At 58.6% G+C, this 19,061-nt stretch carries 17 protein-coding genes; 10 read left to right on the top strand and 7 right to left on the bottom strand.

The features are described from left to right. The first annotated feature begins 6 nt into the window (after positions 1 to 6). The 3 genes from ALB80_RS15310 to rarD all read left to right on the top strand — a co-directional run bounded on the left by ALB80_RS15310 (position 7) and on the right by rarD (position 4,614). Positions 7 to 984, top strand: coding sequence for a GlxA family transcriptional regulator (locus ALB80_RS15310; RefSeq protein ID WP_050604957.1), 978 nt, complete (start codon positions 7 to 9; stop codon positions 982 to 984). A 90-nt stretch (positions 985 to 1,074) separates the two neighbouring features. Further along, positions 1,075 to 3,528, top strand: a complete 2,454-nt coding sequence (locus ALB80_RS15315; RefSeq protein ID WP_050604958.1) for an FAD-dependent oxidoreductase — start codon at positions 1,075 to 1,077, stop codon at positions 3,526 to 3,528. 186 nt (positions 3,529 to 3,714) lie between these two features. After that, positions 3,715 to 4,614: an EamA family transporter RarD gene (gene rarD, locus ALB80_RS15320; RefSeq protein ID WP_050604959.1), complete on the top strand. Its 900-nt coding sequence runs from the start codon at positions 3,715 to 3,717 to the stop codon at positions 4,612 to 4,614. On the opposite strand, the gene ALB80_RS15325 is transcribed toward rarD, so the two are convergent. After that, positions 4,611 to 5,321, bottom strand: coding sequence for an SGNH/GDSL hydrolase family protein (locus ALB80_RS15325; protein WP_050604960.1), 711 nt, complete (start codon positions 5,319 to 5,321; stop codon positions 4,611 to 4,613). The genes rarD and ALB80_RS15325 overlap by 4 nt on opposite strands. 2 nt (positions 5,322 to 5,323) lie before the next feature. After that, complete coding sequence (locus ALB80_RS15330; RefSeq protein WP_050604961.1) at positions 5,324 to 5,734, bottom strand: nuclear transport factor 2 family protein; 411 nt, start codon at positions 5,732 to 5,734, stop codon at positions 5,324 to 5,326. 92 nt (positions 5,735 to 5,826) lie between these two features. Between ALB80_RS15330 and ALB80_RS15335 the strand changes: the two genes are divergently transcribed. The 4 genes from ALB80_RS15335 to ALB80_RS15350 all read left to right on the top strand — a co-directional run bounded on the left by ALB80_RS15335 (position 5,827) and on the right by ALB80_RS15350 (position 8,761). Next, the gene (locus ALB80_RS15335; protein ID WP_050604962.1) at positions 5,827 to 6,474 is read left to right on the top strand and encodes an RluA family pseudouridine synthase; all 648 of its coding nucleotides are present in this window, start codon (positions 5,827 to 5,829) and stop codon (positions 6,472 to 6,474) included. A gap of 134 nt (positions 6,475 to 6,608) precedes the next feature. Next, a complete protein-coding gene (locus tag ALB80_RS15340; protein WP_050604963.1) occupies positions 6,609 to 7,280 on the top strand; it encodes an OmpA family protein in 672 nt (223 codons plus the stop codon). Between the two features lie 131 nt (positions 7,281 to 7,411). Then, a complete protein-coding gene (locus ALB80_RS15345; protein WP_050604964.1) occupies positions 7,412 to 7,954 on the top strand; it encodes an NADPH-dependent FMN reductase in 543 nt (180 codons plus the stop codon). A gap of 15 nt (positions 7,955 to 7,969) precedes the next feature. Beyond that, on the top strand, positions 7,970 to 8,761 hold the full coding sequence (locus ALB80_RS15350) for an acyl dehydratase (protein WP_050604965.1): 792 nt from the start codon (positions 7,970 to 7,972) through the stop codon (positions 8,759 to 8,761). Here the strand turns inward: ALB80_RS15350 and ALB80_RS15355 are convergent. After that, the gene (locus ALB80_RS15355) at positions 8,753 to 9,787 is read right to left on the bottom strand and encodes an FAD-binding oxidoreductase (protein ID WP_083445323.1); all 1,035 of its coding nucleotides are present in this window, start codon (positions 9,785 to 9,787) and stop codon (positions 8,753 to 8,755) included. The genes ALB80_RS15350 and ALB80_RS15355 overlap by 9 nt on opposite strands. A gap of 55 nt (positions 9,788 to 9,842) precedes the next feature. Here ALB80_RS15355 and mnmD point away from each other — a divergent pair, with 55 nt between their 5' ends. Both mnmD and ALB80_RS15365 read left to right on the top strand, forming a co-directional pair. Continuing rightward, on the top strand, positions 9,843 to 10,508 hold the full coding sequence (gene mnmD / locus ALB80_RS15360; RefSeq protein ID WP_050604967.1) for a tRNA (5-methylaminomethyl-2-thiouridine)(34)-methyltransferase MnmD: 666 nt from the start codon (positions 9,843 to 9,845) through the stop codon (positions 10,506 to 10,508). After that, complete coding sequence (locus ALB80_RS15365; protein WP_050604968.1) at positions 10,505 to 11,374, top strand: DMT family transporter; 870 nt, start codon at positions 10,505 to 10,507, stop codon at positions 11,372 to 11,374. Before mnmD ends, ALB80_RS15365 begins: the two co-directional genes overlap by 4 nt. Here the strand turns inward: ALB80_RS15365 and ALB80_RS15370 are convergent. After that, complete coding sequence (locus ALB80_RS15370; RefSeq protein WP_050604969.1) at positions 11,348 to 13,321, bottom strand: lytic transglycosylase domain-containing protein; 1,974 nt, start codon at positions 13,319 to 13,321, stop codon at positions 11,348 to 11,350. The two genes, ALB80_RS15365 and ALB80_RS15370, sit on opposite strands and share 27 nt — an antisense overlap. Positions 13,322 to 13,455: 134 nt before the next feature. Here ALB80_RS15370 and dapA point away from each other — a divergent pair, with 134 nt between their 5' ends. Beyond that, positions 13,456 to 14,328 (top strand): 4-hydroxy-tetrahydrodipicolinate synthase, encoded by an 873-nt coding sequence (gene dapA / locus ALB80_RS15375; protein ID WP_050604970.1) that lies wholly within the window; start codon positions 13,456 to 13,458, stop codon positions 14,326 to 14,328. A 132-nt stretch (positions 14,329 to 14,460) separates the two neighbouring features. Here dapA and ALB80_RS15380 read toward each other — a convergent pair whose 3' ends face one another. The 3 genes from ALB80_RS15380 to ALB80_RS15390 form a co-directional block, all read right to left on the bottom strand. Then, positions 14,461 to 15,333 (bottom strand): DmsC/YnfH family molybdoenzyme membrane anchor subunit, encoded by an 873-nt coding sequence (locus ALB80_RS15380; RefSeq protein WP_050604971.1) that lies wholly within the window; start codon positions 15,331 to 15,333, stop codon positions 14,461 to 14,463. Then, a complete protein-coding gene (locus tag ALB80_RS15385; protein ID WP_050604972.1) occupies positions 15,333 to 16,082 on the bottom strand; it encodes a 4Fe-4S dicluster domain-containing protein in 750 nt (249 codons plus the stop codon). The genes ALB80_RS15380 and ALB80_RS15385 overlap by 1 nt, the downstream gene beginning before the upstream one ends. Before the next feature lie 108 nt (positions 16,083 to 16,190). Further along, entirely contained in the window at positions 16,191 to 19,010 is a 2,820-nt protein-coding gene (locus ALB80_RS15390) for a molybdopterin oxidoreductase family protein (protein WP_050604973.1), read from the bottom strand. Positions 19,011 to 19,061: the final 51 nt, after the last annotated feature.

A 19,061-nucleotide genomic window follows, 5' to 3' on the forward strand; every position in this document is an offset into this window, starting at 1 on the left:
ACGCTGATGGCAGCAGAGTCGAAACAGGGCGATTCACAACAGACCCTCTGGCAGTTCGACATTATCGTCGCGCCGGGTTTTGTGTTGTTGGAACTCGCCTCGCTTGTGGATGTTCTGCGGGTGGCTAACCGCGTCTGTGCTTCACCGCCTTTCACCTACACGTATCGGTCACTGCGCGGTGGCGATGTGGCCAGCAGCAGTGACGCCGTAGTTTCGACAACAAAACTGCCACCGCAACCCAAGGCCGATTATCTCTTTGTCATTGGCAACTCCGACCCGGATCAACCTGACCTTTCGCTTGGCCGTATCGTTTCGGATTACACGTATCGCGGTGCACAGGTCTTTCTTCTGTCTGAAGCTGCCAGTCGTTACATAGACGAAAACGGCACCGAACATCTGGCGACCCATTGGGAAAACGCCTCTTTCCTACGCGAACGAGGTGCCCGGTTCGAGGCTAAACTCTCAATCGCCACGGAAAACGGGCCGGTGGTTACATGTGCCGGAATGGGGGCCACAGCCGACATCGCATTGGCCGTCATCGGGCGGCATATTTCAGGGCCGACGAAAATGACGGTCGCGGATATCATGCTGCATGAGCAGATTCGCGATTTCTCATCCATGCAGCCATTTTCAGGGGCAAAGACCACGGCCACCGGCGACGCCAAGCTGGATCAATGCATTAAGCTGATGCAAGAGAATATCGAAGACCCCCTGCCTATTCGACAGATTGTCGAGGATCTGAGCCTGTCGAATCGATCGCTGGAGCGTAAGTTCAAATCCTTTTTCGCCACCACACCCAACGGGTTCTATCGCGAAATGCGTCTGGCCAAGGCCAATAATCTTCTGATGAACACCACGATGAGCGTGCGTGAGATCGGTATGGCCTGCGGTTTCCCCAACGGATTTTCGTCTGTTTACAAAAGCTTCTTCGGTGTCACCCCCTTTGTCATGAGGCGGGAAAAACGCCAGGCCGCACAAAGATGATTTTCCCGGATACCGTGACGCTTTTAGTGCATTTGTTGTCGATCCCCCGTGGCATTCTGGCCAGAACCAAACACTAGCGGAGTCGTCACAATGGTTGATCTTCCCAGCAAGGCCCGAGTGGTCATCATCGGCGGCGGCGTCATCGGATGCTCGGTCGCTTATCACCTGACCAAGAAGGGTTGGAAGGATGTCGTGCTGCTGGAACGCAAACAGCTGACCAGTGGTACCACCTGGCACGCGGCAGGCCTTATTGCGCAGCTGCGCGCCACCGCAAACATGACCAAGCTGGCGAAATACAGCCAGGAACTTTATGGCTCGCTGGAAGAAGAAACAGGCGTTGCCACGGGCTTCAAGCGCTGCGGGTCAATCACCGTGGCCTTGACTGAAGAGCGCAAGGAAGAGATCTATCGTCAGGCCGCGATGGCGCGGGCCTTTGGTGTCGAGGTCGAAGAAATCTCGAATGAGCGGGTGCAGGAACTGTACCCACACATCAATCTCGAAGGCGTCAAAGGGGCTGTTTATCTACCATTGGACGGGCAAGGTGATCCGGCCAACATTGCACTGGCCTTGGCCAAAGGCGCGCGTCAGCGCGGCGCTGTAGTGAAAGAGCGAGTGAAGGTTACCGACATCGTCAAACAGGGCCGGTCGGTCACTGGTGTGGACTGGGTCGCCGATGATGGCAGCGCCTCGGGCCATATCGAATGCGACATGGTGGTGAACTGCGCGGGTATGTGGGGGCACGAAGTTGGCCGGATGGCCGGTGTGAATGTACCGCTTCACGCGTGTGAACACTTCTATATCGTAACCGAGAACATTGACGGTCTGACCCAGCTGCCAGTGCTGCGTGTGCCTGACGAGTGCGCCTACTACAAGGAAGATGCAGGTAAAATCCTGCTGGGCGCGTTCGAACCTAACGCGAAACCCTGGGCAACGAACGGTATCCCTGACACGTTCGAGTTCGATCAGCTGCCCGAAGATTTCGACCATTTTGAGCCGATCCTTGAAGCCGCTTGTGAACGGATGCCAATGCTGGCCGAGGCGGGTATCCACACCTTCTTCAACGGTCCTGAAAGCTTCACGCCCGATGATGCGTACCACCTGGGTCTGGCGCCCGAGATGGACAATGTCTGGATTGCCGCCGGGTTCAACTCGATCGGCATCCAATCCGCCGGTGGCGCGGGAATGGCGCTGGCCGAATGGATGGATACAGGCGAGAAACCCTTTGATCTAGGCGACGTGGACGTCAGCCGAATGCAGCCGTTCCAGGGCAACAAGAAGTACCTGTTCGAGCGCTCGAAAGAGACACTGGGATTGCTTTACGCCGACCATTACCCCTATCGCCAAAAAGCCACCGCCCGCGGCGTGCGCCGGACGCCGTTCCATCATCACCTGCTGGAACAGGGCGCTGTTATGGGCGAACTGGCCGGTTGGGAACGCGCCAACTGGTTTGCGAATGACGGTCAGGAGCGCGAATACCAGTACAGCTGGAAACGCCAGAACTGGTTTGAGAATTCGGCGGCCGAACACATGGCGGTACGCGAAAATGTGGGCATGTATGACATGTCTTCCTTTGGCAAAATCCGTGTCGAAGGCCCGGATGCCGAGAGATTCATGAACTACATCGGTGGCGGCGACTACTCGGTGCCAAATGGCAAGATCGTCTACACGCAGTTTCTAAACCGCACAGGTGGGATTGAGGCGGACGTCACCGTGACCCGACTGACCCAAACCTCTTATCTGGTGGTAACCCCGGCGGCGACCCGTCTGGCGGATCAGACCTGGATGCAGCGCCATGCCGGTAATTTCAACGTGGTCATCACCGACGTGACCGCCGGCGAAGGCGTCCTGGCCATCATGGGTCCGAATGCGCGCGCGCTGCTGGAAAAAGTCTCACCCAACGATTTCACGAACGCGACCAATCCGTTCGGCACAGCACAGGAGATCGAGATTGGCATGGGCCTCGCACGTGCTCACCGTGTCACCTATGTAGGCGAGCTTGGATGGGAGATCTATGTCTCTTCGGATATGGCGGGCCACGTCTTCGAAACCCTGCATGACGCCGGGCAGGACATGGGTCTGAAGCTCTGTGGTATGCACATGATGGACAGCTGCCGGATCGAAAAGGGCTTTCGCCATTTTGGTCACGATATTACCTGCGAAGATCACGTTGTCGACGCTGGCCTGGGCTTTGCTGTCAAGGTGGACAAAGGCAGCGATTTCATTGGGCGCGAGGCCGTGATCGCACGGAAAGAGAGCGGCCCCAAATACCGTCTGGTGCAGTTCCGCCTGAGGGAATCCGAACCGCTGTTGTTCCACAATGAACCGATTGTCCGCGACGGTGAGTATGTCGGCTATCTAAGTTCCGGCAACTATGGCCACACTCTCGGTGGTGCTATTGGTTTAGGCTATGTGCCCTGCGAAGGAGAGAAAGCCGCGGACGTCCTGGCTTCGAGCTACGAGATCGACGTTTGTGGTGTGAAGGTCAAAGCTGAAGCGTCGCTGAAGCCGATGTATGATCCAAAATCAGAACGGGTTAAGGTCTAAATCAGAGGGTAGAGGGCTCTGCCCCCGCTACCCGGAGCGCGAGGCAGAGCCTCGCATTTCCGTTTGAAAGCCTTGATGCGGTCGGACAACTCATCAAAAACTGTTATGTGACACATCACTGTTTTCAGAGTTTCCAAACACTTTGGTTCTGCCGTAAACGGAACCGGTATCAACCGGAGACCTGACGTGGCCGACACGCCTTTACCATCTCAGAGCACGGACACGCCGAAAGGTCTTGCGCTGGCTGTCACAGCTTATGTCCTGTGGGGCTTTCTGCCACTATACATGAAAGCGCTGGATCATTTGGGACCGATCGAGGTTGTGGCGCATCGTATTATCTGGTCAGTGCCAGTGGCCGGGCTTTTGCTGGTCGCATTGGGCCGGACCCGAGATCTGAAGGCCGCTTTGGGCAATCCGAAAATGCTGGGCATGGCTGCTGTGACAGCTGCGCTTATATCCGTGAACTGGGCGATTTACGTCTGGGCCATCTCCACGGGTCACGCACTGGATGCAGCGCTGGGATATTACATCAACCCTCTGTTCAGTATCGCGCTGGGGGCGATCTTGTTAAGGGAGCCCCTGACGCGGACGCAACTGTTCGCGGTCGGGTTAGCCGCACTGGGTGTGGTGGTACTTGTGGTGGAGGCCGGCCGGTTGCCTTGGGCGGCTCTTGGACTGATGGTCAGTTGGGGGTTCTATGCGTTTTTCAAACGTTCGCTGCCAATTGGACCCAATCAGGGCTTTCTGCTTGAAGTCCTGATCCTTTTGATTCCAGCCCTCGTCTATGTCACCTTTCTGGGTGTGCAGGGCACGGGGCATTTCGGTGTGGGGATGTCAGATACCCTATTGCTGTCCTGTGCCGGTGTTGTGACGGCTGTGCCCCTGCTGGTCTATGCGAACGGTGCCAAACTGGTGCGGCTGTCCACGATGGGTATCCTGCAATACATTGCGCCGACCATGATTTTCATCACGGCAATCTCTTTGTTTGGCGAAAAGATCGACACCGGCCGGATGATCGCCTTCCCTCTGATCTGGGCGGCTTTGATTGTCTACTCGATCCCGATGATCCGGCAGGCACGGGCTTAGGCCTGACGCAACAGCTGCGCTGCGGCTTCCGCCCAAAGGGCGTAGGCGCGTGGGCTGGGATGATAGCCGTCTGGGGCAGCAAGGGCAGGGTCGTCCGGCAGATCGAGTTTCAGATGCCTGACATGGGGGTGGGCAAACACAACCTGTTGCAGCGCCTGATCCAGCCTGGCAGCCTGACGGCCAAGGACCCACGCCAAAGGATAAGGTAAGGCTGGGAATCTGTTCATCTGTGGAACGCCGGTGACGACAATGCGCCGTGCTTTCAGATCTTTGGAAAGAGCAGTGATGAGCTGTGTTTGGCGCTGTGCAAACTGCCGGGATGTTACGGCACGGGTCACATCATTGACGCCCAAAGCCGTGACAACCGCGTCGAATTCGCCTTGCACGCCTTTCAGGCGATCGAGCGTGTCCTGTGTCGTATGCCCCGTGGTTGCTTCCAATCGCCACTCAACCGAGTAATGCTTGGCCAGCTGGTCAACCAAGTGCCCGGACAGAGCCTGCGCTTGGGTTCCGGCCCCAACCCCCGCAGCCGAACTGTCGCCGCAGATGAGCAGGCGCAGGCGCGGGCCGCGGCCGGATCGGCCTGTTCGCGGACCCGTCGGTTCGGGCAACATCTGAGCGTTTCGGCGCACTGCAAGGCCCTGTGCCGCCAGAACCGGCAGCAAGGGAATGCGCAGGACCTGATCGGCTGCAATCAAGCCGCGCATGGTCAGCTTAAGGCATCTTTGAATTTGAGAAACCGCGCATCGGTCATCACGCGTGCCATCATCGCCTCTCGCAAGGCGCCGACCGTTTTATAGGGCCGCATGACGACTTCGAAGGTCTGGATCAAGCCGTCGTCGTTCAGCGTGATCAGGTCCACGCCGATCCCGTCAAGATCGCCGACCTTGCACTGGAATTCCAGCGCCCAGTCTTTTCCTTCGCCCATGATGCGGCGATAGCGGAAGTCCGAGAAGACCTGCCCGACATGTCCAAGAACGGCTGCCACCGGCGTGCGACCTGTCCAGGTGCTGTAGTAGGTTGGCGGCAGGAACCGGACATCCTCGGCCAGCAGCGCGTGGATCAGGGATTCATCGCCTTTGGCGACAACCTCTTGCATTCGGTCTATGGTCGGGTGCATGTCGTCTCCTCCTGTGCGGAAGGTCTCTGAACATCGCGCCACAGGCAAGGGCGACGTTGCGGGAGGGAGCGAGCTGCGATAGGCAGGCCCGCATGAGCGAGACCTATGATCCCCCTAGAACCCCGCTGGATGTGTTACATGAAGACGCCCAGTTGATTGTGGTGAACAAACCGTCTGGCCTGCTTTCGGTGCCGGGGCGTGGCCCGCATCTGGCGGATTGTCTTCTGACACGGGTGCAGGCGGCGTTTCCTCAGGCACTGCTGGTGCACCGGCTGGACCGGGATACATCCGGTGTCATGGTTTTTGCCCAAACGCCCCATGCACAGCGAAACCTGAGTATGCAGTTCGAGCAGCGGCAGACGCGCAAAACCTATATTGCTGGTGTCTGGGGGCGGCTGGAACCCAAGACCGGCACAGTTGACCTGCCTTTGATTGTGGACTGGCCCAACCGGCCCAGACAAATGGTCTGCCACGACACGGGAAAGCCCGCGATCACCGATTGGCGTGTTGTGAAATATGAAGGCGAAACAACGCGCGTGCGCCTGTTTCCCAAGACAGGCCGGTCCCATCAATTGCGCGTTCACATGCAGGCGTTGGGTCATCCGATTCTGGGCGACCCGTTTTACGCAACCGGTGCTGCCGCAGATTTCCCCAGGTTGATGCTGCATTCGGAAGAACTGCGCCTGAAACACCCAGAAGGCGGCGTTTCGATGAAATTCCGTGCTCGGGTGGAGTTCTGAGGAAATCGCGTCGGGATTGGCGGCTAATTGCCGATCTCACCCGATTGTTGCTTGAGCCCCAGCGCCTTGGCCGTGATATACTGAGAAAAACCAAACTCACCCGACAAACGGGTGTCGGAGCAGAAGGTGATATCATGACGATTTCCAAGTTTATTCTGGCCACGGGGCTGATTTCAGCCCTTGTTTTGTCAGCTTGCACGGATCCGGGCACGTTGTCGGTGCAGGGCGACCCGAACCAGAACGCTAAACAAGGTGCCGTTTTGGGCGGTCTTGTTGGAGCTGGCGTCGGGGCGATCGCTAACAACTCGAATCCTGGCCTTGGGGCGCTGGCGGGGGCTGCAATTGGCGCAGCCGGTGGTGGCCTGATCGGCAACCAGCTAGACAAACAGGCGGCTGAGCTGCGTCAGCAATTGGCAAATGACGGGATCACCATCGTGAATGCGGGCGATCGTCTGATTGTGACGGTCCCCAATGATATTACCTTTGACACCGACAGCTCGACCGTGCGCCCGGCGCTGCGATCCGATTTGGTGAAAGTGGGTCAGAACCTAGTCAATTACCCGAACTCGAACGTGCAGATCATTGGTCACACGGACAGCGACGGGGACGCGACCTATAATCTGGGCTTGTCCCAGCGTCGCGCTAATGCAGTGGCGGATGTCCTGCAGGCCAATGGTGTCAGCTATAATCGCATCACAACAATTGGTCAGGGCGAAAACAATCCTGTCGCCTCGAACCTGACACCAGAGGGCAAGGCGCAGAACCGTCGGGTCGAGATCGTTGTCGTACCCAGCGGAAACACGTAACGCAGATTAAGTTTGATGCACGGGGTCGCCATCGGCGGCCCCGTTTGCGCATTGACTGCGCGTCAAATGGGGTTTGGAACAGGTCAAACTCAGGCTAGGTTCCCGAAAACACAGAAACGGAGCTACCCTAGATGTCTCAACTCACCCTCGTTGGCCTGTCCGGATCCCTTCGTCAGGAGGCGACCAACCGCAAGCTTTTGCGTGAAGCGGCCCGCTTGTTTGATCCGACCCACTTTGTTGAAGCAGACCTGAACTTGCCGCTTTATGACGGAGATCTGGAAGAGGGCGAGGGGATTCCGGCAGCGGTACAGTCTCTGGCAGATCAAATCGCCCAGGCTGATGCGGTTGTTATCTCGACGCCGGAATACAATAAGGGACCGTCGGGTGTTCTGAAGAACGCGCTGGACTGGGTCAGCCGGACTCAGGGCAATCCTTGGGCCGACAAACCGGTGGCGGTTATGTCGGCGGCAGCAGGTCGTGCAGGGGGTGAGCGGGCGCAGATGATCCTGCGCGCGTTTATGGTGCCCTTTCAGCCGCGCATTCTGCAGGGGCCTGAAATTCATCTGGCAGACACCTCGAACGAGTTCGACGAACACGGCAAACTGGTCTCTGACCGGTATGAAAAGTCATTGCATAAACTGATGCAGAAACTTCGGGCCGAGGCCGGTTTCTGAAACAGGGCCAAAAGAATGAAAGAAGAGCGTCAGACGGATATCATGGACCCCGCCCGCGCCGCTGCATTTCAAGCTGCGCTGGGTTCCGAGCCGACGATTGCCGGTGGTTCAGCCTTGCCGCCCTTCTTCCATCAGCTCTATTTCTGGTCACCGCAACCGCCTGCCGCGTTGGGGCGGGATGGGCATCCCAAGGTTGGTGGTCTGATCCCGGATATGGGATTGCCGCGCAGAATGTGGGCCGGAGGGCGGTTGGAGTTTCATGTGCCTTTGGTCGCGGGAATCGACGCGGACAAGAAATCGGTTCTGGAGAGTCAAAACTCCAAAGTGGGGCGGTCCGGCCCGTTGGGTTTTGTCACTTTGCGACACGAGATCTGGCAGGAGGGGCAGCTGTGCCTGACCGAATGGCAAGACCTGGTCTATCGTGAGGATCCCGTGCCGGACGCAACAAGTTCGCAGCCACCGATCGCGCGGGGGGATGAAACGGATCTGCGCGCGGTTAGGTTCGATTCAACTCTGTTGTTTCGATACTCGGCACTGACCTTCAACGGTCATCGCATCCACTATGATCTGGATTATGCGCGGGATGTGGAAGGATATGACGGGCTGGTCGTGCATGGACCACTATTGGCGCAACTTCTCATGCTGTTTGCGGTTGATCTGAACGGTCCGCTTACGTCTTTCTATTTCCGTGCCACCTCACCGCTTATGCACTTCGAGACCGCCCAGTTGTGCCGCAACGGAGAGGACATGTGGGTACGTGGTCCCGATGGTCGACAGTGTATGCAAGCTGTTGCCATGTCACAGTGAAGCGTCGGGTCGGAAATCATCGGGAATATAATCCCGGCCTTCCAGCATCAGCTCCGCCATAACCTCGGCTATTTTGGGTGCCATGCCAAACCCGATCTTGAACCCGCCATTTGCGATGAACTGCCCTTGATGCAATGGATGCGCCCCCAACATCGGCGCGCGGCTTTTGCTGCGCGGGCGGACACCTGCCCAGCATTCCATTACCTCGGCCCCATGCAACAGAGGCAGGGCGCGTGTGGCGCGGTCGATCACATCGTCCAGGGCGCTGTCCGTGCTGGTCGGGTCGTCATACTCCCGTTCCGAGGTTGACCCGATTGCCAGTGTCCCGTCCGCATGGGGTACGATGTGTATCGCGTCGGCAAAGAGCTGTGGAACCTCGCCGGCATCGAAGCGCAGCAGGGCGGCTTGCCCTTTGACGCCGCTTCCAACGGTCTTGCCGTACACGTCATTCAGTTCCTGTAGACCCGCCAGGCCCGTGGCGTGGACAACCTGCCCTAGGTCATCGGCTTCGCTGATCACGTGGATGCCCATAACTTCAAGGGCCGCAACAAGCGCGGCGCAGGCTCGTCGGGGATGCATCCGCGCCGTCAGAGTATCCCGGATGACAAATCCGGTGGGGCTGGGCGGGCACCATGCACCAGCCTGCGCGGCGCTGATCACGCGCCATTCGGCCAACCCCTGCCAAAGTTCATCCGCCGTGCCCTCACGCTGGCGCGCCAGGTACAGGCTGCGGGTATCCGCGATGGGCTGAAGGCGACCCAGACGACCATAGCCGGGGGAAACGCCGCCGGTTTCTTCGACCTGCCGCCAGAAAGACTCGGCCATGATCAGGCTTTCGAACTGAAAGGCTTTCTTGGCGTTCCAGTTTTCAGGGACATGCGGGGCCAACGCGCCGACCAGACCGCCGCTGGAGCCGGTTCCCGGCCCGAACGGATCGATAACCTGCACTTTTGCGCCGCGCCGGGCACAGGCCCAGGCAATGGACAGGCCAAAAACTCCTGCACCGCGAACCGTCACGTCGACCATTGCCAATTTCCTATTCCTTGTTCAGTGTCGCGCCGCTTAGCTACAGGATTCCCAGATGGCAGACCAGCGTGCCAAATTGACGTGGACCGAGGATCAGATACCGGTCTCGGATCGTTTCGACGATCCCTATTATTCGTTGCAGAACGGGCTGGAAGAGACACGCCATGTGTTTCTGGCGGGCAACGATTTACCCGCGCGATTCACGCCCGGATTTCACATTGCCGAACTGGGTTTTGGCACCGGCCTGAATCTGCTGACCGTTTGGTCTGAATGGGAAAAATCAGGCCAGACCGGACCCTTGCGGTTTACCAGTTTCGAAGCATTTCCCATGGCTGCGGAAGACATGCGGCATGCGCTTGCAGCCTTCCCCGAATTGCATCCCTGGAGTAACCGTTTTCTGACGCATTGGACGGGCTGCGAATGTAAGCTTGAAACCCTCCAGTTTGAGGTGATCATCGGAGATGCGCGCGCGACCCTACCGAATTGGGCTGCGGCGGCGGATGCTTGGTTTCTCGACGGGTTTTCGCCTGCCAAGAACCCTGAATTGTGGGGCGCAGACCTGATGCAGGAGGTGGCAATCCACACCGTCACAGGGGGTACGGCAGCCACCTATACGGCCGCAGGCTTTGTGCGGCGGGGGCTGGAGGATGCCGGTTTCAACGTTACCCGTACGCCCGGTTATGGCCGCAAGCGGCATATGACACGGGCACACAAAGCATGACACAGAAAAACCATGTAGGCGCGGGCATCACATTGATGGTGGGCGCAACAATTGTCTTTGCGTTGCAGGACGGCCTCTCTCGTCACTTGGCCGGGACCTATAACACCTACATGGTGGTTATGATTCGCTATTGGTTTTTTGCCGCGTTTGTCATCGCACTGGCCGCGCGCTCTCCGGGCGGGTTGAGGGCAGCGGCGCAGACAAGTCAGTTGGGTCTGCAGATCACCAGGGGTGTGCTGCTGGCCGCCGAGATTTGCGTGGCGGTCTTTAGCTTCACCATACTTGGGTTGATCGATAGTATGGCGATCTTCATCTGCTATCCGCTGATTGTCGCAGCACTCAGCGGGCCCGTTCTGGGCGAACAGGTCGGATGGCGGCGGTGGAGCGCGATCGCGGTGGGCTGCATCGGCGTTCTGATCATCTTACAACCGGGTGTCGGCGTTTTTGATCCATGGGCGATCATTCCCCTGATTTCGGCCCTGATGTTTGCGATCTACGCTTTGTTGACACGTTATGTCGCCCGTCAGGACAGCGCAGCCACCAGCTTTTTCTGGACTGGCGTCGCAGGCGCAGTCGCAATGACCCTGGTCGGTATGTGGTTCTGGGAGCCGATGGCTTCCGACGATTGGCTGTGGATGGGGCTGCTTTGTGTCAGCGGAGTTTCCGGGCACTGGTTGCTGATCAAATGTTACGAGATGGCTGAGGCCAGCGCGGTGCAGCCCTTTGCCTATTTCCATCTGGTCTGGAGTGCGATTCTGGGGATCTCGGTCTTTGGGGAAACGCTGCGCCCAGAAGTTGTTGCGGGCGCAGCGATTGTTGTGGCCGCAGGGTTGTTCACCCTATGGCGCGAACGCCGCCAGCGATGATCCTACCAGTTCTTGTGAGAACGGGATCGGAAGCGGGGGCTGCCCCAAGCGGGCCCGGTAGACCGGCAGGCTTTCGGTCACGCGCATCACGTAGTTGCGGGTTTCAGTGAACGGAATCGTCTCGATCCAGTCGACGATATCAATCTCACCCGCGCGGGGGTCGCCAAAACGCTGCATCCACGAGATCGGGCGCCTTGGTCCTGCGTTATACCCGGCGGCCATCATCACCACGTTCCCGTTGAAATCCGCCGCCAATCCTGAAAGATAATTGGCCCCCAGTTTGGCGTTGTACTGCCAATCCGTGGTCAATCGTCCAGTCTGGTGACCACTAAGGAGGCCCAGCTCACCCGCTACCAGTTTGGCCGTCGCGGGCATCACCTGCATCAGACCACGCGCACCCGCACCGCTGACCACCACCGGATCAAACTCGCTTTCACGTCGCGCAATGGCCAGCGTCATTTCCTTTGCCATGGGCAAACGAATATCGGCCACGGGATGCACCGGGTAATAAGCTGCGGGCAACACGGTGCCCGTAGTTGCCGCCCGCTTGGCGATCATCACGGCCAGATGCGGCTGTTTCAGCTCGATGACCAGATCACCAAGTTGATTGGCTTGCACCTGATCAAGACTTTCGACCAGATGGGCCAGGAACCTCTCGGACAGGTTGGCCTCTCCGGCTTTCAGCAGCAACAGCCCCGCTTCCAGAACGCTGGAATCGGCGAACTCTGCCTGCCGCCAATGCGGTGCGCGCCGCGGATTGGCCAGCTCTGCATCAAACGGCCTCCCAATCCGTTCCGCAGCCAACAAGCCGTAGAACGAGGTTTGATAGTCGGCCCCCGTAGCGTAGGCGTCGTAAGCCTTGTCTGCGTCGCCCATCGCTGCGTAAGCCCGCCCAAGCCAGTAACCGCCACGCCCTTTTGAGATTGGCGATTTGACCGCGTCAGAGAAACTCTGGAAATGTCGCACAGCCGTGGCCGGATCATTCAGCTTGCGCAGCGCCAGAAACCCGGCCAGCCATTCCAGATCGGCATAGCCATAGCCCATTTCGGGTGTCATGTGGTGATTGGCGGCCACGTCGTAAGCCCGTGCCGATCGTCCCGACCGCATCTCAAGCCGCGCCAGTCGACGGCGTCCTTCGGCCCATTTGTCAGGTTCGCCCAAGGCATCCGGGCCGGTCGATCGTGCCAGCATCAGGTCAACGGCGCTGTCATCCAGTTCCTTCTTGTCCCGCCAGACAAAACGGTCAAAGGCAAGCCCGGGCGCATCCGCCAAGGATTTCGGAACTGCCGCCACTTTGCCGTCCACGCCGGGCTGGCGTTTCTGTAACGCGATCCGTGCCTCGGCCAGCTTGCGCTGGTCTGCACTGACCAGAGACAACATCTGCCCGGCGCTGACCAGATGACCATCCCATAGCATCCGGTCCAGCCGTGCCGCGTGATGCGGTTTCAACAGCTTTGCGAAGTTTTCCAGATACGTCTTCTGCAACCCTGAGCCCATCGGCATAGTCCGCCACGCGGTGACGATATCCGCTTCGGCGTCTCCGATACGTCCCTTTGCTTTCAGAGCGATTGCATAATTCAACGCACCTTCAGCAGTCTGAGGGGGCATTTCGGCATAGAATTTCAGAACCCTGTCAGGATCGGCGCCGGTAAAGGCCGGCTCGCTTTTGCGGCGCAACCATGCCAGACCGGGCCAGTCGGGGCGGCGTTCGAGAAACACCAGTACATCGCCCGAGCTGCCGAACCCTTCGCGCAGCCAGTGCCAAACGATGATATCGCGCGATACAGATCCGCGTTGGCCAGATACGCGCAGAGCGGCGTTCCAGTCGCCCTTACGCATTTCATAAAGCCCCGCACGCAAATCACCTGCGGCATCCGCCCGCGCAAGCTGCGGTGCCGTTACTGAGTACAGAATCGCGGCAATCAACAATGCCAGAAAGCGTGTCATCCCTTGCATTTCCCAACCAACCGAGGATAGAGCCTGTGAAGATAAACCCTGCGTCGCCGGGATCAACTCACAAAGCTGGAAACGTGAGGGACCGAGGCGCAAAAACCGCAAAATGCACCTTAAAGGAGCGTGTCATGTTCAAAGGCTCAATGCCAGCCCTCGTCACCCCGTTCAACAACGGCGAGTTGGACCTGAAGACGCTCAAACATCTTGTGGATTGGCAGATTGCAGAAGGGTCGACCGGGCTGGTGCCGGTGGGTACCACAGGCGAAAGCCCCACGCTCAGCCATGACGAGCATGAAACGGTGATCGAAGAGGTCGTGAAAACGGCCGCAGGCCGCGTGCCGGTCATCGCCGGTGCCGGTTCGAACAATACGGTCGAGGCTATTCGGTTCGTGCAGTTCGCCCAAAAGGTCGGCGCGGACGCAGCGCTGGTCGTTACCCCCTATTACAACAAGCCAACCCAAAACGGCCTGATTGCGCATTTCCAGGCCCTGCACGAAGCTGCGGATATTCCGATCATCATCTACAACATCCCCGGACGGTCCGTTGTCGACATGACACCGGCCACTATGGGTGAGCTGTCAAAGCTGCCGCGCATTGTTGGTGTCAAAGATGCAACGGGCGATCTGGCCCGCGTTAGCCAGCAACGCGCGACCTGTGGCGCAGATTTCTGCCAGCTGTCCGGTGAAGATGCGACCGCGCTTGGTTTCAATGCCCATGGCGGTGTTGGCTGTATCTCGGTCACTGCAAACGTCGCTCCCAAGCTCTGCGCCGAGTTTCAACAGGCCACGCTGGCCGGAGACTATGCAAAAGCGCTGGACTATCAGGATAAGTTGATGCCGCTGCACGAAGCCATCTTCATCGAACCGGGTCTTGTCGGCGCCAAATACGCGCTCAGCAAACTGGGCCTCTGCGGCACCGAGGTCCGTTCACCGTTGACCGAGCTTGAGGACAGCACTAAGGCCGCAATTGAGGCTGCAATGGCCCATGCTGGCCTGATCTGACACGTATTTCAGAATACAACAAAGGGCGGCCTCAAATCCTGAGCGCCGCCCTTTTCATTTCGGATCCAGACTTCATCTGGCAAAAAATATCTCGGGGGAGTCGCGGCTTGCCGCGGCGGGGGCAGAGCCCCCTCAGCGTTTACCGTAGTAAAGCCCAACGACATGTTCAGCCTGTGCAAAGAACAACCAGCGCGACGTTGCCACGCCCGCCAGATGCGATGCTACGGCCAGCAATGCGAAGAAGTGATTGAACGGTAAAACCAGCAGTAACACCGGCAGCACGAAGGCCAGAACAAACGAGATGACACGCAGTTTCTCTGCGTGTTTGCGACCGACCACGTGAACAAATTCCCGCAGCAGATAGTTGGTGCCGGTATGCGGTGGTTCAAAGGCGCGGACAGACCCGCGCACACCAAGCCCGGTTGCGGTGCCCAGATCGGTTCCAGAGCAGGCAAACGCCTGATCCCCTTTACGCCAATACAGCATCTGGACAAGCGCCGAGATCAACAGCAGCGGAATAGCAACGCTTGTTTGACCGGCCAGCAATGCACCACCCGCCAAGCTGAAGCTAAGGAACATCGCCGGGGTCAGGTTCATGTTCCAGCGCGGGATGGTTTTGAGCTGCGTGTAGATCATTGATGTGGTGAAAACGGTTGCCAGCGAGAACAGCGCGCCTATCCAGCCCAGCAGGCTCCAATTCTGATCCAGAAACACCAGTCCAATCGCGTAGAGCCCCATGATGATCAGCGCCAGAACAGCGCACCAGCCTTCGCGGCTGAGCCAGCTGGTCTTCCATTGGATAAAGGCTTTCCAGGCGCGCTCCGGGTGCCCCAGGTGGAACGTGGACGCCATCAGCCCGCCGACTGCCAACGCGTAGGCGATGGCAAAGAAGGCAAAGGCCATCCAGCCCGAGACAGCCGGAAACCCAAGGCCAAGAAAGACCAACAGGCCAAAACCCAGCCCGGACAAAGTGGTGAAGATAATGACTGAGGGTGCGGGATGCATCAGAGTTTCTCCAACGTCTTGTCGAGCCAGCTGAGGAAGCCCTTGGGTTCTTCTGCAACAGGTGCCAGAAGGGGGGCCAAAATGTCGATCTGGTCCTCCACCGTGTCCTTGGGGCGCGGCGGCAGGTATTTGTTGACAGGTTTGGTGCCCATTTCGGGCATCAGATCCACACCGCCCCGATCTGCAACCAGCTTGCTGACATCGCTGTCAGGATCGCCCAGATCGCCAAAGTGCCGGGCACCTGCGGGGCAGGTGCGTACACACGAGGGGACACGATCCACCTCTGGCAGGTTTTCGTTATAGATTCGGTCAACGCAGAGCGTACATTTTTTCATGACGCCTTCGGCCTGATCCAGTTCGCGCGCGCCATAGGGGCACGACCAAGCACAGAGGCCGCAACCGATGCAGTCGCTTTCGTTAACCAGAACGATGCCATCTTCCACACGTTTATAGCTGGCGCCGGTCGGGCAGACGGTGACGCAAGGCGCGTCTTCACAATGCAGGCAGGATTTAGGGAAGTGGATCAGCTGAGCATGACCTTCGGCAGGCTGCACTTCGTAGGAATGCACCCGGTTCAGGAACGTACCCGACGGGTTACCGCCGTAAGCGTCCTGATCTGAAAGGGGCGCGCCGTAGTTTTCAGTGTTCCAACCTTTGCACGAGATCACGCAGGCGTGGCAGCCTACGCAGGTGTCCAGGTCGATGACCAGACCCATCTTGCGATCGGTGGATTGAGGTAGCTGGGTCATGTCATTGAACCTCTGCTTGCAATGCCGGGGAGGGGGCCAGCCCCCTCTTGAGCCTTTGGCTCAATTCACCCCCGAGATATTTTTGGCCAGATGAAGTGCGGATCCGGGTCATTTGCCCACCTTCCATGCCAGGTCCTGTGGCCCAGTCCCAACCGGGGACTTGATCGCAGGGAACTCAGGCTGACTTTCCGCATCCGAAGGAGGCGCGGCTTTCTCGATCTTGACCTTAAGGTCGAACCACGCGGCCTGGCCCGTGATCGGATCAGAGTTTGCCCATCGCAGGCCGTCGCCTTTGGCGGGCAGAAGCTCGTGTATCAGGTGGTTGAGAAGAAAGCCTTTTGTGGCCTCGGGTGCATCTTCTTGCAGGGCCCAGGCACCTTTGCGTTTACCGATGGCGTTCCAGGTCCATACGGTGTTGTCGTTCAGGGCAGCCATTTCCATGACAGGCACCGTGATTTCACCATGTGGCGAGGTCACCTTGGCCCAGTCACCATCTTGCAATCCATGTTCACGCATCAGTTTTGTCGGCACGTAAAGCGGGTTGCGCCCGTGCAGTTGACGCAGCCATGCGTTCTGGGTGCCCCAGCTGTGATACATCGCCATAGGGCGCTGTGTCAGGGCGTTCACAGTGAAGCCTTCATTGCCGGTCTGGTCGGTTTCGTACCAGATCGGCATCGGGTCCATAGTTTCTTTGATGCGCGCGCGCAGATGTTCGGGCGGTTGGCGTTCGCCATGGCCTTCGGCGGCCAGCTGAAACTTACGCATCGGCTCGGAATAGAGTTGGAACAAGTAGGGTTGCGGGCTGTCGTAGATGCCCATGCCAACCGCCCAGTCTTGGTAAGCGGTGTTCCACGGTTTGTAGTAATCCGCACCTTCGGGGATATGGGCCACGTAGAAGCCGCCGTTTTCAATATAGCGGTTCAACTGGTCGGGGTTTACTTCGCCCCGGCCCTTCTTGTCGCCATTCTCGCCCCGGAATCCAGCAAGGGGGCCGATGCCTGGCTTGCGTTCGTGGTTAACGATGTAATCGGCATAGTCGACCCATTTGGCGCTGCCGTCCTCGTTGGTGAAGCACGGCAGTCCCATTCGGTTCGCCAGATCGATCAGCACGGACTGAAAACCGCGCACTTCACGATCAGGTTCGATCACTGGCCAGCGGATCGCGTCCGCGGCGGCGTCTGCTTCGCAGATCGGGCGGTCGAGCAGCGAGATGCAATCGTGACGTTCCAGATAGGTGGTATCCGGTAGGATCAGGTCGGCATAGGCGACCATTTCCGAGGAATAGGCATCTGAATAGATGATGCGCGGGATCACGTAATCGCCGTTCTCATCCTTATCCGTCAGCATCTCCATGACACCCTTGGGGTTCATGGTCGAGTTCCAGGACATGTTGGCCATGTACATGAACAGCGTATCGATCTTGTAGGGATCGCCTGCATGGGCGTTAGAGATCACCATATGCATCAGCCCATGGCTGGACATCGGGTTTTCCCAGGTAAACGCCTTGTCGATTCGTGCGGGGCTGCCGTCTTCTTTCAGCGCAAGATGTTCGGGGCCCTGTACAAAGCCCAGATGCGGGCCGTCCAGCGGTGAATTTGGGGTCACCTTGCAGTGCGGGGTTGGGTGGGCCTCGACCGGTTTGGGGTAGGGCGGCTTGAAGCGGAAGCCGCCCGGAACCTCGACTGTGCCCAGCAGGATTTGCAGAACGTGCAGCGCGCGGCAGGTCTGGAAGCCGTTGGCATGGGCCGAGACACCGCGCATCGAATGCATCGCCACGGGGCGGCCGATCATTTTGCTGTGTTTTTCTCCGCGGAAATCGGTCCATTCACGGTCCAGCTCGAATGCTTCGTCAAAGGCCACGCGCGCCAGCTCACCCGCGATGGCACGAATGCGCTGGGCGGGGATGCCGCACTGTTCGGCAATGTTTTCGGGCGCGTATTCGTCGCTCAGGTACCGTTCGGCCATCAGGTGGAAGACCGGGCGGTGGGTGACGCCGTCTTTTTCGTAAGTGGCCGACAAGTCCGGGCGAACACCGGGCTTGTCGAAGGCAGTCAATTCACCGGTGGCGCGATCTATGACCAGTGGTTTGCCGTCTTCGTCCCGCAAGAACAAGCCCTTGGTCGGACCTTCGGAGGCGTCGATCAGAACCGGTGCGTTGGTGTAGCGACTGAGGTAGTCGAGATCGATCTTGCCCGCCTTCATCAGCACGTGGATCATCGACAGGATGAACAGCCCATCGGTGCCTGGCGTAATGCCGACCCAGTCATCGGCCACGGCGTTATAGCCCGAGCGGATCGGGTTGACGCCGATCACACGCGCGCCACGCGCCTTGATCTTGCCGATGCCCATCTTGATCGGGTTGGAGTCGTGGTCTTCGGCCACGCCGAACAGCATGAACAGTTTGGTGTGGTCCCAATCGGGCTGGCCGAACTCCCAGAATGCGCCGCCCATCGTATAGATGCCGCCCGCTGCCATATTGACGGAACAAAAGCCGCCATGTGCTGCATAGTTACAGGTACCGAAGTTTTGCGCCCAGAAGCTGGTGAAGCTTTGACTTTGATCGCGCCCAGTGAAAAAGGCCAGCTTTTCGGGGTTGTCTTCACGGATCGGCTTCAGCCAGCTGACAGCGAGCTCCAGTGCTTCGTCCCAGCTGATTTCCTCAAACTTCCCCGAGCCGCGCGGGCCAACGCGTTTCAGCGGCGCGCGCAGGCGTGACGGAGCGTTGACCTGCATGATCCCGGCGGATCCTTTGGCGCAAAGGACACCTTTGTTGACTGGGTGATCGCGGTTGCCTTCGATATAGGCAACCTTGCCATCTTTCATATGCACGTTGATGCCACAGCGGCAGGCGCACATATAGCACGTGGTTTTGCGAACCTCGTCCGAGACTTTCGGAGACGTATCAAGGATCGGCTGCTGATGGGTCATTGGCGGGTCCTGTCGGTTGTTTCGGGAGGAATGTGTCAGTTTCTTCCCGAT

The sequence above is a fragment of the Ruegeria sp. 6PALISEP08 genome (assembly GCF_001238295.1).
In the GTDB taxonomy this organism is placed as follows: Bacteria; Pseudomonadota; Alphaproteobacteria; order Rhodobacterales; family Rhodobacteraceae; genus Ruegeria.

What these genes read in the sequence shown, in the direction of transcription:
- ALB80_RS15310 (WP_050604957.1), top strand. Translation starts at nt 7, where the DNA reads ATGGCAGCAGAGTCGAAACAGGGCGATTCACAACAGACCCTCTGGCAG.
- ALB80_RS15315 (WP_050604958.1), top strand. Translation starts at nt 1,075, where the DNA reads ATGGTTGATCTTCCCAGCAAGGCCCGAGTGGTCATCATCGGCGGCGGC.
- ALB80_RS15325 (WP_050604960.1), bottom strand. Translation starts at nt 5,321, where the DNA reads ATGCGCGGCTTGATTGCAGCCGATCAGGTCCTGCGCATTCCCTTGCTG.
- ALB80_RS15330 (WP_050604961.1), bottom strand. Translation starts at nt 5,734, where the DNA reads ATGCACCCGACCATAGACCGAATGCAAGAGGTTGTCGCCAAAGGCGAT.
- ALB80_RS15335 (WP_050604962.1), top strand. Translation starts at nt 5,827, where the DNA reads ATGAGCGAGACCTATGATCCCCCTAGAACCCCGCTGGATGTGTTACAT.
- ALB80_RS15340 (WP_050604963.1), top strand. Translation starts at nt 6,609, where the DNA reads ATGACGATTTCCAAGTTTATTCTGGCCACGGGGCTGATTTCAGCCCTT.
- ALB80_RS15345 (WP_050604964.1), top strand. Translation starts at nt 7,412, where the DNA reads ATGTCTCAACTCACCCTCGTTGGCCTGTCCGGATCCCTTCGTCAGGAG.
- ALB80_RS15350 (WP_050604965.1), top strand. Translation starts at nt 7,970, where the DNA reads ATGAAAGAAGAGCGTCAGACGGATATCATGGACCCCGCCCGCGCCGCT.
- ALB80_RS15355 (WP_083445323.1), bottom strand. Translation starts at nt 9,787, where the DNA reads ATGGTCGACGTGACGGTTCGCGGTGCAGGAGTTTTTGGCCTGTCCATT.
- mnmD (WP_050604967.1), top strand. Translation starts at nt 9,843, where the DNA reads ATGGCAGACCAGCGTGCCAAATTGACGTGGACCGAGGATCAGATACCG.
- ALB80_RS15365 (WP_050604968.1), top strand. Translation starts at nt 10,505, where the DNA reads ATGACACAGAAAAACCATGTAGGCGCGGGCATCACATTGATGGTGGGC.
- ALB80_RS15370 (WP_050604969.1), bottom strand. Translation starts at nt 13,321, where the DNA reads ATGACACGCTTTCTGGCATTGTTGATTGCCGCGATTCTGTACTCAGTA.
- dapA (WP_050604970.1), top strand. Translation starts at nt 13,456, where the DNA reads ATGTTCAAAGGCTCAATGCCAGCCCTCGTCACCCCGTTCAACAACGGC.
- ALB80_RS15380 (WP_050604971.1), bottom strand. Translation starts at nt 15,333, where the DNA reads ATGCATCCCGCACCCTCAGTCATTATCTTCACCACTTTGTCCGGGCTG.
- ALB80_RS15385 (WP_050604972.1), bottom strand. Translation starts at nt 16,082, where the DNA reads ATGACCCAGCTACCTCAATCCACCGATCGCAAGATGGGTCTGGTCATC.
- ALB80_RS15390 (WP_050604973.1), bottom strand. Translation starts at nt 19,010, where the DNA reads ATGACCCATCAGCAGCCGATCCTTGATACGTCTCCGAAAGTCTCGGAC.